Here is a 13,572-nt window from a genome sequence, read left to right as displayed (position 1 = left end):
AGAAGGAGGAATTATTATGACTGAATCAAAAGTCCCATATATCACACTTTCTGATGGCGGAAAAATCCCGCAGCTCGGTTGCGGGACATGGACGCTGAAGGAAGACGCTGTCGACGTCGTCAAGATGGCACTTGCTGCCGGCTGCCGCTCGATCGATACAGCAGAGCTCTATGGCAATGAAGAATTCGTCGGCAAAGGTATCCGCGAAAGCGGCATCCCGAGAGAAGACATCTTCCTCACCACGAAGATTTCCCCGGACGCCATGCGTCATCCGCCGCAGAAACAGTGGATCGATGAAAGCCTCAAAAAACTCGACTGCGGCTACATCGACCTCCTGCTCATCCACTGGTCCATCGACGACCACAATAAGGAAACCTGGGAAACGATGGAAGAATACGTCGACAAGGGCCTCGTCAAACACATCGGCGTTTCCAATTTCCATCCGCATCACTTAGACGACCTCCTCGCCTACGCCAAGATCCGTCCCGTCGTCGACCAGCTGGAAATTCATCCTTACAACACGCAGCAGTCCAACATCAAAGCATGCCATGACAGAGGCGTCGCCGTAGAATGCTGGTCCCCGCTCGCCCAGGGCCGTGTCATGAAAGACCCCGTCATCACGAAAATCGCTGAAGCACACAAGAAGAACAACGCCCAGATCACCCTCAGATGGGAAATCCAGAGAGGTCTCATCACCATCCCGAAATTCAGGAACCCTGTCCATATCCAACAGAACATGGACATCTTCGACTTCGAGCTGACCGATGAAGAAATGAAAGCCATCACCGCCCTCAACGAAAACAAACGCTGCAATCCCCTGAACGATCCCGAAAACTGCCCGTGGTAAGAACCGACGAGGAATACGCATTTCCCCGAGCGCCGCTAATACTTGCCTTCCCAGACGGGGAAGGGCGCCCTTGACCTTGCCCTGGAAGGGAAGGTGTCGCCGGAGGCGACGGATGAGTTGCATTTCCTCAAGGCGCTAGCCTTGGTTTTATGGTTTTCAAAAGGGTTGATTACCACGAGCGGCAGCTATATAAGTTTAAAACAAATAAGAGCTTATTTCTTTTGTTTCTCATCGCCGAGCTGTCTCCGTAGGAGAAAGTGCCCAGCCTATCATTTTTCTGATGCTGGGCGATAGAGGTGCAGTTTATGAAAAGGCGAAGCATCCTTTTGGTTTTCAGATAAACTCAAAGCATATAAGTGTTAGATAATCTTTTAATGGAATATTCCAATAGAAAAAGGGACTGTAGAAATACGCATCCATTTGTATAGCCCCTTTTTCCTTTTCCTCTTGACTGAAGTCTGCTTTCACTTTTTATAATAAAAGAAATGATTACTGAAGGAGGCTCTCATGAACGAATCAAAGGTACCTTACATCACACTTTCAGACGGCGGGATGATCCCGCAGCTTGGTTTTGGCACATGGACACTCAGGGACGATGCCGAAGACGCTGTGGACACAGCCATCAAAGCAGGCTATCGTCTCATTGATACTGCATCCATGTACGGCAATGAAGAAGCCGTCGGCCGCGGCATCCGGAAGAGCGGCATCGACAGGGAAGATCTCTTTGTCACAACGAAAATCACGCCGAGTGAAATGAGCCAGCGCCCGCAGAGCCAGTGGATTGAAAAGAGCCTTGAGAGGCTCGACATCGGCTGGATCGACCTCATGCGCCTCCACTGGCCGGCAGCGAATGAGAAGTATCACAGAGAAACGTGGGACGTCCTGGAAGAATACGCGGCCAAAGGCCTCATCAAGCACCTCGGCGTATCGAACTTCAACCCGCGCCAGATCGACGACCTCCTCATCCACGGCCATCTCCCGCCCGTCGTCAATCAGATTGAGCTCCATCCCTACCGCCAGCAGATCGGGAACGTCAAGGCAGACAGTGAAAGAAACATCGCCATCGAATGCTATTCCCCTCTGGCCGAAGGAAGAGCTGCCAAGGATCCCGTCCTTGAAGAAATCGCCAAATCCCATGGAAAGACCGCCGCGCAGGTCACCCTCCGCTGGGAAATCCAGAAAGGCTTCATCACCATTCCCAAAGGCAGGAATCCCGCCCACATCCAGAGCAACATGGACATCTGGGACTTCTCCCTGACGGATAAGGAAATGGAAACCATCGCCTCCCTCAACGAATACACCAGCACCGATCCCGCAGACTCACCGTGGTGAGTCTGCCGAGGAGCGTGCATTCTCGAGAGCGCCGCTAACACTTGCCTTCCCAGACGGGGAAGGGGAACCGCGTGCGGTGGATAGGGTTGATTACCGACAGCCGAAGGCTGGTTGTATGGTTTTCCGTTTTCCTATGACTCCGTACACTTGCATTAGATATTCTTTTAATCTTATCCCACCGCAAAAAGAGGCTGCAGAAATGATTGCACATTCCTGCAGCCTCTTTTTATATTCCCTACACTTCCAGATCTTCGATTCTCTTGATGGTGTCTTCCCGGATTTCTCTGTATCCTGCGTGGCCGTCCTGACGGAAGAGGATGGCACCTTTTCCTACTCTTTCTTCTGTGCTGACGTAAGCGCCGAAGAAGCCGGCGATATCTTCGCCTGTCCATAGGTAGAGGCGTACTTTGTGGTTGACGTGGCTTGCCATTTCCTTTTCGGGGATGACTCTCGGCGCCTGGATTTCGCCGAGGCCGTCGTCGTCGAGTTTCTTGAGGCGGATGAGCCAGCGGCGGACGGAGCCATTCCGCATGAATTCGGTGAGGCTTCCGCCGTAGGATTTCTCTGCTTCCACAGCCGCGACGAGAAGGGCCATGATGGTGCGGGAGTCGAGGTTTCCGACTTCGGCTTCGCTCATGGATTTCGCGCTCCATGTGATGTGGGATTCCCAGAGGATGTCGCGGAAGTCATCGAGTTTCAGTTCAGGATGGGCATCTTTGAAGTCTTGGATAGTCCTCATGAAGCTCTGGCCGGCAGCGGAGTAGGATGCTTCGATTTCTGCATCCTCGTCTTTTTTCCTGGCAGCGATGGCCCATGTGCCTACGCCCAGGCGGTCCAGGTCGTCGAGGTACCTTGTGATTTTCTGGAAGACTCTGCCATGTCCGGCGGATTTCCTTCTTTTCTGTGCAAGAAGTGTCTCGAAGCGGTCGACGACTTCGAGCATGTCCTCGGGAAGGCGGTGGCGGCATTCGGCAATGAGGTCGACGGGAATGATGTAATAGGCCGATGCCATAGCACCTGTCATCGCTCCGGTGGAGTCGGTATTGCCGCCTAAGGAAATGACGGTGCGGATAGCGTCTTCAAAATTTCTGGATTCGAGGAATGCCGTGATGGCTTGGGGAACCGTTTCCCTGCAGGATTCCTGGTGCTCGTAAGTTTTGCGGATTTCTGCGCAGCTGCGGCTCAGGTCATAGCCGAAAATCCTCTGGATGTAGTCCTTGATTTCCTCTTTCGTCGAGCCTGTCCTTGCCATGTAGACGACGGAGGCGACGGCGTCAGCGCCGCGGATGCTGTCCGGATTGACGTGCGTCGTCATGGCGGAGAGACGTGCCATTTTCCTTGTCTCGTCGATCGTGTCATAGAGCCAGCCGATGCAGGAGATGCTCATGGCCGCATCGACGGTATCGACGTCGAGGGGCTTGTGATCCTTGAAGAGCCAGCGAAGATACTGCGCGCTGTAGCCTGCCTTGGGGTACTTCCGGCCCCAGCGCAGCATCGTCTCGGCGATGCATTTCTGGATCTCCTTGTCGCTTTCTCCTTCTGAATCCATCAGGGCTTCCGCCACGGCGACTGTCATAACGGTATCATCGGTGTAGGTCGACTCCGCGGTAAAAAGCGGGAAATCCTTCGTCTTTTCGCCCCGGTCGAACTCATAAGGCGCGCCGATCATATCGCCCAAAGCTGCTCCGTACATCGCACTGCCTCCTTCCAGGATGCGTTTGCCGCATCCCGATTGCACTCTATGTCATCTTAATCATAGCACGGAAAAGAGCCCGCGGCTCTTAGTTTATTTCTATATTTTCCCGCATTTTTTAAGAAATTGATAACCTCCTGTTTGACTCATTCCTGCATGAAAAAGAGCCCGAAACCAGGGAAGATAGTTTCAGAGCTCTACTTGATGCCGGCGGCGACAGTCGCGATGATGATGAGCGCCATGCCTGCCAGCTCGTACATGCCGAATGTCATGCTGAAGAGGAGGAAGGAAAAGATGACGGAGGAAACCGGTTCGAGCGCCGAGATGATGCTTCCTCTTGTCGGGGAGACGTAGGCGACGCCGCCCAGGTAGAAGACGAAGGAAAGGATGGTGCCGAAAACGACGACGTAGGCAAATGCCAAAAGTGTATTTGTATCGACGACGCCGGTGAAGGTGGTCATGAGCGTCACGGGCATAAGGACAAGGGATCCGAGGAACATGCCCCAGCCGACGACGACGGGCGCACTGTATTTCAGGATGAGGCCGACCGGGGAAATCGTGTAAAGCGCGCAGGCCAGAGCGGAAAGAAGGCCCCAGAAGAGTGCTTCGGGAGGAAGCGCCAGAGATGTCAGGTCGCCGGCTGTCGCGATGAGAACCGTACCAACGATGGCAAAGACCGCGCAGAAGACTTCCTTTCCCCGCGGAAGCCGTTTTTCACGCATGCAGTACCACATGATGATGAGGACCGGCATGATGTATTCGAGGACCGTCGCGGCCGCTGCGTTGCTGAGCTTGATGCAGGCGAAGTAGCAGTACTGCGTCCCCAGCATGCCGAGGCAGCCGAAGATGAGAAGCCTTGCCCTCTCGCCCGGGCTCTTCCAGACGGAAACAATGTCCTTCCCCATCAGGTGGGAAATAAGAAGGAGGATCGATCCGGCAACGAAGAGGCGGAAGAATGTCAGCCACTCCGGAGATATGCCCTGTCCCTGCAGAATATACTGTCCTGCGATGCCGCTGGAGCCCCAGAGAATGGAGCCCGCGGCGACGAGCAGCACGCCGTGACTGGATAAATTTGCCATGATCTCCCTTCTTTCATTTTGTCTTATCATTGTAGCACGGAAATAATTTTTGAAAAACCCGCAAAGGGATGGAAAAATTTCCTTTCCCGAAAAAAGTATCCCGAAATACGGCGCCCGCGCATTTGCGGAATCGTCAAATTCGATACCCCTTCCCATTTATTTAGGGACCGCCGCGCTCCTGTGAAGCAGGGATTTTTCGCCGGTTTTCCCCTGTTTTCTCTTCCGCAGCCTCTCCTGCACCTATGATTAAATGTTTTCAATATGTAGAACATTATTTCTTTTTTGCATTTGACTCAGTTTTCGATTCTGCCTATACTGTGGGTAGAGGCAAAGGCAGAGCCCTCTGTCTCCTGCACTTGGCCGGCGGACCCTTACTAATGTCTGCACATATACCCCAATATTTGCGGTACTTCTAATTGTTTTCACTGCTTTCGTTCTTCTCAAGATTTTTTCATTTGATCGTAGTATGAAAATATGCCTCTTGAATGAATCGTAGTGACACAGTAAGGAAAAATCCCCTCCATCCGCCGGCAATTCAAAATAGGACTCTTACCCAAGGAGAGTCCGGAAAATCCCCGCCGCCCGCACGACGGGGATTTTTCCTGCCCGTTTATCATACCTCATAGTAGAGTATTGTATGCTCGTAGTATAATAAGGAGTAATATTTAAGGGGACTTTCTCCTCCATTTCCATAAGAAAGCAAGCCAGAATGGCTGCCATAAGGAGTCAAATTATATGCGTATCGCTATTATCGGAGCGGGGCATCTGGGCTATATTATCGCGGAATTTCTTTCAAACGAGCAGTATGACGTCGTCGTCGTCGATTCGGATGAATCGAAGCTGGATGCGATCCGCGACGCGCTGGACGTACTGACGATCCATGCCGACGGCACGAGCCCGTCTTTCATGCGTGACGAAGATATGAAAGGCACGGATATCGTCGTCGCCGTCACCGCCATCGATGAAGTGAATATCATCGCCTGCATCCTCGCCAAGAAGAACGGCATCCCCCATACCATCGCGCGTATCAGGGACCCGAAGTTCCTCGCCGAACCGCCGTCCTATATCAGGGAAAATTTCGACATCGACCTTCTCTTGAGTCCTGAGCTCATCACCGCGCGTGAAATCAACCGCATCCTGATGACGCCTTCAGCACTGAATGTCGAAGACTTCGCAGAGGGCAAGGTACGCCTCATGGAAACGAAACTGGGACCGCGTTCCCCGCTTCTCCATATCCCGCTGAAAGATCTGCATCTGCCGCAGTCTGTCCTGATCGCCATGATTTTCCGCGACCACAGGATGATCATCCCTCACGGCGATGATGTGCTGCTGCCGCTCGATAACGTCTATTTCCTGGGAAATCCGGAAACTGTCACCGAACTTCCGCAGAATGTCGGGGCCGCCAATTACCAGCACCGCATCCGCCGCGCTCTCATCATCGGGGCCGGCCGCACGGGACAGATTCTCGCCCCCATGCTGGAAGAGCAGGGCATTTCCGTCAAAGTCATTGATAACGACAGGGATCACTGCCGTCTCGTCGCTTCCCGTCTGAAGAAGGGCATCGTCCTTTACGGTGACGGGACCGACATCGACCTGCTGAAGCAGGAAGGCGTCGAGGATGCGGATATCGTCATCTGCATCACAAGCGACGAGCGTCTGAATATGATGATGGCACTTCTGGCCAAGCACCTCGGTGCCCGCCAGACCATCGTCCGCGTCGTCCGCACGGAGTACGTCGCCCTCATGCAGCAGGTCGGCGTCGACATCGTCCTTGCGACCAGGCTTCTGGCTGCCGGCGAAGTCCTCTCCTTCGTACGAAGCGGCTCTATCGAACGCGTCAGCCTCCTCGAAGGTGCGCGCGTCCAGGCTGTCGAAGTCATCGTGCAGGAAGGATCTCCGCTCGACGGACGCCGCCTGATGGACGTCGAGCTTCCGAAGGGCTGCCTCATCGGGACTTATGTCCGTGACGGCAAAGCCTTCATCCCGGACGGCCGCTCCGCTCTCCATGCCGGAGACAGGGCCATCGTCATCGTCGAAGCCGACCAGGCCTCCGACGTCCTTTCCTTCTTCAAAGGCGGGGATTAAGCAATGAATCTTAAAGTCATTTACACCATGCTCTCCCGCATCATGCTCGTCAGCGGAGCCATGATGGCGCTGCCTCTGGCCATTTCCCTCATCATGGGAGGCCCGATCCTCGCCTTCATCTTCTCCATGGTAGTCGCGGGTCTTGCAAGCGTGGTTCTCAAGAAAAGAGGCGTCGCGCAGGAAAACAGCCTGACGCCCAGAGAAGGCACGGCCATCACCGCGCTCTCCTGGCTCTTCGTCTCGCTCCTCTTCGCACTGCCTTATATATTCAGCGGAACACTGGGCCCCCTGGACGGCCTTGTCGAAAGCATTTCCGGCCTCACCGGCACCGGCGCGACCGTCATCGACGACCTTGGCGCCGTCCCGCAGAGCATCCTCTTCTTCCGCGCCATGACGCACTGGCTGGGTGGCCTGGGCATCATCGTCATCTTCGTCGCCATCTTCCCGCAGATCGGGCGCGGCAGTGCGAAGATGGTCAATGCGGAAAGCACCGGCCCCACCTCCTCGAAAGCCCTTCCAAGGATCAAGGAGACAGCCTCTGCCCTCTTCACCGTCTACCTCATCTTCACGATTGCCGCCGCTCTAGCCTACATGCTCTGCGGCCTCACCTTCCTTGATGCGATAGACACGTCGTTCTCGACGATTGCGACCGGCGGCTTCTCCACGAAGGATGCCAGCATCGCTTACTACAACAACCCCGTCCTTGAGCTCGTCATCGCTTTCTTCATGATCATCTCGAGCGCCAACTTCGGGATTTACGTCGAAGCAAGGAAACACGGCCTTTCCGCCATCACGGGCGATATGGAATTCCGCACCTACATCGGCATCGTCCTCGCGGCGACAGTCCTCATGACGATTTCCTTAGTCCTTCAGGGAAATTACGGATTCGTGGAAGCACTTCGTGAAACCTTCTTCCAGTCCGCCTCCCTCTCCTCGACGACAGGCTTCGTTTCTGCGGACTTCGACCAGTGGCCGTCCTTTGCGAAATTCATCATCCTGCTCATTATTATCGTGGGCGGCTGCGGAGGTTCTACCGCAGGCGGTCTGAAAGTCATCCGCCTCATCCTCCTCGTGAAGAGCTTCACCTCGATTCTGAAGCTCCACATCCACCCGAGAGCCGTCCTCCACGTCACCGTATCCCACGAAAGATACTCCCAGGACACCATATTCCGCGTCCTCTGCTTCTTCTTCATCTACATGGCCCTTGCCACACTCTGGGCCGCATGCCTGATGATGGACGGAGTCGCCTTCATGGACGCCATCGGAGTCGCCTTCTCCACCATGTCCAACGCAGGTCCGGCCTTCGGCCAGTTCGGAGCCACCTGCACCTACTCGGCACTCCCCGACTTCAGCAAATTCATCGTCTGCCTCTCCATGCTCTTCGGCAGACTCGAATCCGTCACACTCCTTGCCATCTTCATCCCTTCCTTCTGGAAAAAGAGCGGGTGGTAAGAAAAGCAAAACTAAAAAGGGCTGTGGTAAATGGATAATCATTTATCACAGCCCTTTTTTGTGTTCGTAGATTTGATCAAAGGATCAACGAACGCAAATATCCGCCTTACCGGATATTTAATTCTTTAATCAGTGCCTGCTGGAGGACGTTTGAGAAATTGACGCCTTTTTCCTGCGCCATCGTATCAAGCCACTGCGGGATGCTCAGCGTCTTCTTGATGGCTTTTGTATCGTACTTCCTCCGATACGCCAGTGTATCCGCTTTGACCAAAGTGACGATATCATCTTTGCTTTCTTTATGCACCTCATTGATTGGCGTCGGAGATGGTGCTGGAATGTGATTTTCTTCCATATCCCAAAGCATCAATGTCAGTGCATCCTCTGCCATCTCACAGCATTCCTGAATCGTTTCTCCCTGAGAAAGACAGCCCTCTATATCCGGAAAGGAAATCGTATACCCGCCCTCCGGCTCAGCATGAAAAACAGCTGGATAATTATATTTCATAAAAGACACCTCCTATCCGGAACCATTATTTAAGTCCGGCTTGCTTAAGAATTCCATATGCTAGCCCCGTCTTTAATTCTTTCGCACCATGGCGAGGCACTTCAAATTTTTTATTTGTTATCGGACTATACCATATGTCATGATTAGCCCCACTGCGTTCCAAGCGGCAACCTGCCTTTTTTAAAAGTTTTATTAGCTCCGATGTTTTCATATAAGTTTCCTCACTATCAATATTATAACACGTAATATTACGTATTGAAATGGACGGAATAGAAATCTCATTACCTGAAGCGCTTAAACATTTCATTGCCTGAATTAAAGAAAATTTTAGGAATTGTTTGCATTCAGTCAATCACCTCATGGTATCTTTATTTCATCGAGGTGATTACCATATTTGCACTGAACAATTTTGATATAGGAGCTCTGTACTTGATTCAGGACTCCCTCCGCTCGCCTATCCTGACGAGCTTTCTGGAATTCATGACGGACCTGGGGAATAACGGCTATGTCTGGATCGCCCTTGCCGTTCTCCTGATGACCATCAGGAAATACAGAAAAGCAGGACTCACAACAATCCTCGCGCTTGTCATCAATGTCATCCTTGCCAACGGCATCCTGAAGCACCTGGTCCAGCGTCCCCGTCCCTTCGACACTTACGGCGGCCTCCAGGTCCTGATCCACCGCCCGGCCGACTGGTCCTTCCCGTCCGGCCATGCATCAGCCTCCTTCGCTGCTGCATTCGTCCTCTACCATTACCTGCCGAAGAAATTTGCCATCGTCATGTTCATCCTCGCCGCGCTCATCTCCTTCTCGAGACTTTACCTCGGCGTCCACTATCCCACCGACGTCTTCGCCGGCGTATTCGTCGGATACTTCTCCGCATGGCTCTCTGAAAAGATCACCGGCTTCTTCAGCAAAGACACAGGAACCAAAGTCACCGCCATCATGGCCAAACGTCCCGGCAGGAAATCTGCCGAGCATGCGTGACCATTTTATCGCATAGATGATTAATTCCAACCCCTCCGAAAAAAGGAACTGTGAAAGAAAACGATACCTTCACAGCTCCTTTTTTCAATGCAGGAAACCCTTCCATATTTAAACAAAATTTTATCGTTTATTAGGTTTTCCGAAAGCACCTCATGATATACTTAAAATAATGAAACGAGGTGATGGCAGATGTTTGCTTTTGATAACTTTGAAATAGGCTCGCTTTACCTGATTCAGGACTTCATGCGCACTCCGAAGCTGACGGATTTCCTGGAATCCATGACGGACCTGGGAAATGCAGGCTTCATCTGGCTGGCCCTCGCCATCGTCCTCATCTGCACGAAGAAATACAGGAAGGTCGGGTATGCCACATTTCTTTCCCTGGCAATGAACCTCATCCTGACGAACGGCATCCTGAAGCATATTTTCAAAAGAGCCCGTCCCTTTGACACATATCCGGACCTGCAGCCGCTCATCCATGAGCCGACGGACTGGTCGTTCCCATCCGGCCATTCCTCTGCTTCCTTTGCCGCTGCTTTCGTCCTCTACCATTACATGCCGAAGAAATTCAGCATTCCTGCGCTCACCCTCGCCACGCTTATCGCCTTCTCGAGGCTTTACCTAGGCGTCCACTACCCGAGCGACGTCATCGGAGGCGCCGCGATCGGTTATTTCACCGCCTGGGCATCTGAAAAGTTCATGACGTATACGGAGAAAAAACCGGGCGCGAAATCACAAAGTCCGGCTCACAAGAAACGGGCAGAAAGTGCATGAATTTCCACTACCATCCAATTCATGAAAAGAAGCCGCAAAGAGACAAAATATCCCGTCTCTTTCGGCTTTTTTCATGCGTTTTCCTCCTGCGCCTGACACTCATTTCAAACTTCATAAAAACTTTAAAATCTATTATATTTCATGAAAAAAATTCCATGTATATTATAGTCAGGCGAAAGCAAAGGAGCCTAAAAGGAATAAGGCATCATCCGGAATACCCCGGAGCACCTCCCTGGAACCTGCCTGCGGCGCCATATCGCAGGTCGCTTCTCTTTCGCTGATACATTTCACAGCCAAATATTTTGAAGGCCGTTAACCTCTGCCAGCACCACCTTCCGCAGGCAGAAGCCTTCCCAATTGTCCGGCGCGCCCACGCCCAGGACACGGCCGAAAGAATCAACTGGCTGGATCCATCCCATGGTCCGGACTCCCGAACGCCGGACCTGGAGAGACAGGTGCTCCCACATTTCCTGTCTCTCCGTATCACTCTTTTTCCAAACTACCTTTCAAAAACGAAAACGGACCCTGTTTCTGGAGTTTCCACCAGAGCAGGGTCCGTTTTCAATTGTTTATTCTTCAATATAAGCACCGAGGAGGTTGTCTATATCCGTCTTCGCATAGACATCGGCATCAGCTACGATGTCCCATTCGCCATTCATCATGCACCAGATCGTCAGGACGCCGAAGAAATGGCTCATCAGCAGTTTGGAAAGCATATCGAGCGGGGCATCTGCGCGGAGCTCGCCTTTTCCCTTGCCAAGGCCGGTGACGAAGATATCCATGACCGTATTGCGGATGCCGTCGAGGCATTCCCTCGTCCGGGAATCCGGCGTTTCCGCCTCCATCGTTTCCTTCATCCACCGGCGCACCAGGCGCACGCCTGACCAGGAAGCATCCTTGTAAAGCTCGATGAAGTAGTAAAGGCAGCGTTCCCTGACGTCTCCGTCATAATCGATCGCCTTCTTGATGATCGTCTGGATTGACTGGAAGGAAAGCTCCGCCACGACCTCTTCCTTGCATTCGAAATAGTGGTAGAATGTACCCTTCGCCACGCCGCTGTCTTTTGTGATATCCTCTACAGACACGTGGTCAAATCCTCTCTCACTAATCAGCCGTCTTGCGGATTCCAAGAGCCTTGAACGCGTCTTTTCCGCCTTCTTCGTTAAAGCCATGATGCCTCCTCACTGTCACTAAGCATACTATTTCTTACAGCATACTAAAAAAGCATTTGTCTTGCAATGACTTATGGTCAATTTCTATAGCCGGTCACTTGCGGGTCAGAAAAACGCATCGTTTCTATTTCGATAAAAATCATAATAGATTGCGAAAATGCCAACCTTGAATACCCCCTATTTCCTTGAGAGCCATCCTCATTCAATGCTATACTTGAATTACCCGGCAGCGGGAAATCCCGCGATCTGCCGTTTTTTCGAATCAATAGATTCCGAGTACTGAGAGGATGTGTCCATATGGGAACAAGAAACGTACCGCCGTTCCGCAATGACGTCGTAGGAAGCTTCCTGCGTCCACAAGTCATTCATGAAGCGCGCCGCAATCTGGAAGCAGGCAAAATCACAGCTTCCGAACTTCGCCAAATCGAAGACGAAGAAATCAAGAAACTTGTCGCCAAGGAAATCGAAAATGGTCTCCACGCCGTGACCGACGGAGAATTCCGCCGCACTTACTGGCATCTGGACTTCCTTGAAAACCTTGAAGGAGTAGAAAAGGTCAAGGCCGAAGAATGGTCCGTCCATTTCAAAGGCCACCAGCCCAAAGCCGCTACCGTGAAGATCACCGGCAAAATCGGCTTCGGCGATCACCCCTTCGTCAAAGACTTCGAATACCTGAAGAGCGTCGCAGGAGACACCATGGCCAAGATGACCATCCCGTCCCCGAGCATGCTCCACCTCATCTGCTGCGTCCGCGAAGAAAACTACCAGCCGATCGACCTTTACAAGAACGAAGATGACCTCTACAGAGACATTGCCCTCGCTTATCAGGAAGCCATCCGCACCTTCTACAAAGCAGGCTGCCGCTACCTCCAGTTCGACGATACCTCCTGGGGCGAATTCTGCGATCCTGACAAGAGAAAAGCCTACGAAGCAAGAGGCCTTGATCTCGACAAGATCGAAAAGAACTACGTGAAAATGATCAACCTCGCCCTCGAAGCCAAACCAGCTGACATGAAAATCACCATGCACATCTGCCGCGGCAACTTCAGATCCACCTGGTTCTCCTCCGGCGGATACGACCCGGTCGCTGAAATCCTCTTCGGCCACTGCAACATCGACGGATTCTTCCTCGAATACGACTCCGACCGCGCAGGCGGCTTCGAACCGCTGAAGTACATCCAGAAACAGCAGGTCGTCCTCGGCCTCATCACCTCCAAATTCCCGCAGCTCGAGAAATTTGAAGACGTCAAGGCACGCGTAGAAGAAGCCTCCCAGTACGTCCCCAAAGACCAGCTCTGCCTGAGCCCCCAGTGCGGCTTCGCCTCCACCGAAGAAGGCAACGCCCTCACCGAAGAAGAACAATGGGCCAAAGTCAGACTCATCCGCGACTACGCAGATAAAATCTGGGGAGAATAAAAGAATCAACCTGAAACAAAAAAGGGACTCGAAAGAGTCCTTTTTTTGATGCGGGAAATCGAAAATAGCGGTGAACGCCAAAGTGGAAGACCTTTCACCTTGCCCTGGAAGGGAAGGTGCCCGGCCATAAATTCTGATGCCGGGCGGATGAGTTGCATTTCCTCAAGGCGCTCGCCTTGGTTTTATGGTTTTCAAAGAGGGTTGATTTCCTCGGACAAAGTCCGGTTGTA

At 52.5% G+C, this 13,572-nt stretch carries 13 protein-coding genes; 7 read left to right on the top strand and 6 right to left on the bottom strand.

Annotated features, from left to right (window positions below):
• Window positions 1–16: 16 nt before the first annotated feature.
• Entirely contained in the window at window positions 17–847 is an 831-nt protein-coding gene (locus OIM03_02365) for an aldo/keto reductase (protein HJI73117.1), read from the top strand.
• Between the two features lie 507 nt (window positions 848–1,354).
• Window positions 1,355–2,179 carry an aldo/keto reductase gene (locus OIM03_02360; protein HJI73116.1) on the top strand — a complete coding sequence of 275 codons (825 nt, stop codon included), beginning with the start codon at window positions 1,355–1,357 and terminating at the stop codon, window positions 2,177–2,179.
• A gap of 235 nt (window positions 2,180–2,414) precedes the next feature.
• On the opposite strand, the gene OIM03_02355 is transcribed toward OIM03_02360, so the two are convergent.
• Window positions 2,415–3,872, bottom strand: coding sequence for an ADP-ribosylglycohydrolase family protein (locus OIM03_02355; GenBank protein HJI73115.1), 1,458 nt, complete (start codon window positions 3,870–3,872; stop codon window positions 2,415–2,417).
• Window positions 3,873–4,069: 197 nt separating this feature from the next.
• Window positions 4,070–4,951 carry a DMT family transporter gene (locus OIM03_02350; protein ID HJI73114.1) on the bottom strand — a complete coding sequence of 294 codons (882 nt, stop codon included), beginning with the start codon at window positions 4,949–4,951 and terminating at the stop codon, window positions 4,070–4,072.
• 735 nt (window positions 4,952–5,686) lie between these two features.
• Here OIM03_02350 and trkA point away from each other — a divergent pair.
• Window positions 5,687–7,036, top strand: coding sequence for a Trk system potassium transporter TrkA (trkA, locus tag OIM03_02345; GenBank protein HJI73113.1), 1,350 nt, complete (start codon window positions 5,687–5,689; stop codon window positions 7,034–7,036).
• A gap of 3 nt (window positions 7,037–7,039) precedes the next feature.
• Window positions 7,040–8,488 carry a TrkH family potassium uptake protein gene (locus OIM03_02340; protein HJI73112.1) on the top strand — a complete coding sequence of 483 codons (1,449 nt, stop codon included), beginning with the start codon at window positions 7,040–7,042 and terminating at the stop codon, window positions 8,486–8,488.
• Between the two features lie 106 nt (window positions 8,489–8,594).
• On the opposite strand, the gene OIM03_02335 is transcribed toward OIM03_02340, so the two are convergent.
• Window positions 8,595–8,993 (bottom strand): type II toxin-antitoxin system HicB family antitoxin, encoded by a 399-nt coding sequence (locus OIM03_02335; protein ID HJI73111.1) that lies wholly within the window; start codon window positions 8,991–8,993, stop codon window positions 8,595–8,597.
• 25 nt (window positions 8,994–9,018) lie between these two features.
• Window positions 9,019–9,345, bottom strand: coding sequence for a type II toxin-antitoxin system HicA family toxin (locus tag OIM03_02330; protein ID HJI73110.1), 327 nt, complete (start codon window positions 9,343–9,345; stop codon window positions 9,019–9,021).
• 77 nt (window positions 9,346–9,422) lie between these two features.
• Between OIM03_02330 and OIM03_02325 the strand changes: the two genes are divergently transcribed.
• Both OIM03_02325 and OIM03_02320 read left to right on the top strand, forming a co-directional pair.
• On the top strand, window positions 9,423–9,980 hold the full coding sequence (locus OIM03_02325) for a phosphatase PAP2 family protein (protein HJI73109.1): 558 nt from the start codon (window positions 9,423–9,425) through the stop codon (window positions 9,978–9,980).
• Between the two features lie 189 nt (window positions 9,981–10,169).
• Window positions 10,170–10,754 carry a phosphatase PAP2 family protein gene (locus OIM03_02320; GenBank protein HJI73108.1) on the top strand — a complete coding sequence of 195 codons (585 nt, stop codon included), beginning with the start codon at window positions 10,170–10,172 and terminating at the stop codon, window positions 10,752–10,754.
• 287 nt (window positions 10,755–11,041) lie between these two features.
• On the opposite strand, the gene OIM03_02315 is transcribed toward OIM03_02320, so the two are convergent.
• Both OIM03_02315 and OIM03_02310 read right to left on the bottom strand, forming a co-directional pair.
• Complete coding sequence (locus OIM03_02315; GenBank protein ID HJI73107.1) at window positions 11,042–11,173, bottom strand: hypothetical protein; 132 nt, start codon at window positions 11,171–11,173, stop codon at window positions 11,042–11,044.
• A gap of 150 nt (window positions 11,174–11,323) precedes the next feature.
• On the bottom strand, window positions 11,324–11,926 hold the full coding sequence (locus OIM03_02310) for a TetR/AcrR family transcriptional regulator (protein HJI73106.1): 603 nt from the start codon (window positions 11,924–11,926) through the stop codon (window positions 11,324–11,326).
• 297 nt (window positions 11,927–12,223) lie between these two features.
• Here OIM03_02310 and OIM03_02305 point away from each other — a divergent pair, with 297 nt between their 5' ends.
• Window positions 12,224–13,342, top strand: coding sequence for a 5-methyltetrahydropteroyltriglutamate--homocysteine S-methyltransferase (locus OIM03_02305; GenBank protein HJI73105.1), 1,119 nt, complete (start codon window positions 12,224–12,226; stop codon window positions 13,340–13,342).
• The last annotated feature ends 230 nt before the right edge of the window (window positions 13,343–13,572 follow it).

Source organism: Veillonellaceae bacterium (assembly GCA_025992895.1).
Taxonomy (GTDB): Bacteria; Bacillota; Negativicutes; order Veillonellales; family Dialisteraceae; genus Dialister.
This window is presented reverse-complemented; position numbering and strand designations above follow the sequence as displayed.

What these genes read in the sequence shown, in the direction of transcription:
- OIM03_02365 (HJI73117.1), top strand. Translation starts at nt 17, where the DNA reads ATGACTGAATCAAAAGTCCCATATATCACACTTTCTGATGGCGGAAAA.
- OIM03_02360 (HJI73116.1), top strand. Translation starts at nt 1,355, where the DNA reads ATGAACGAATCAAAGGTACCTTACATCACACTTTCAGACGGCGGGATG.
- OIM03_02355 (HJI73115.1), bottom strand. Translation starts at nt 3,872, where the DNA reads ATGTACGGAGCAGCTTTGGGCGATATGATCGGCGCGCCTTATGAGTTC.
- OIM03_02350 (HJI73114.1), bottom strand. Translation starts at nt 4,951, where the DNA reads ATGGCAAATTTATCCAGTCACGGCGTGCTGCTCGTCGCCGCGGGCTCC.
- trkA (HJI73113.1), top strand. Translation starts at nt 5,687, where the DNA reads ATGCGTATCGCTATTATCGGAGCGGGGCATCTGGGCTATATTATCGCG.
- OIM03_02340 (HJI73112.1), top strand. Translation starts at nt 7,040, where the DNA reads ATGAATCTTAAAGTCATTTACACCATGCTCTCCCGCATCATGCTCGTC.
- OIM03_02335 (HJI73111.1), bottom strand. Translation starts at nt 8,993, where the DNA reads ATGAAATATAATTATCCAGCTGTTTTTCATGCTGAGCCGGAGGGCGGG.
- OIM03_02320 (HJI73108.1), top strand. Translation starts at nt 10,170, where the DNA reads ATGTTTGCTTTTGATAACTTTGAAATAGGCTCGCTTTACCTGATTCAG.
- OIM03_02315 (HJI73107.1), bottom strand. Translation starts at nt 11,173, where the DNA reads ATGGGATGGATCCAGCCAGTTGATTCTTTCGGCCGTGTCCTGGGCGTG.
- OIM03_02310 (HJI73106.1), bottom strand. Translation starts at nt 11,926, where the DNA reads ATGGCTTTAACGAAGAAGGCGGAAAAGACGCGTTCAAGGCTCTTGGAA.
- OIM03_02305 (HJI73105.1), top strand. Translation starts at nt 12,224, where the DNA reads ATGGGAACAAGAAACGTACCGCCGTTCCGCAATGACGTCGTAGGAAGC.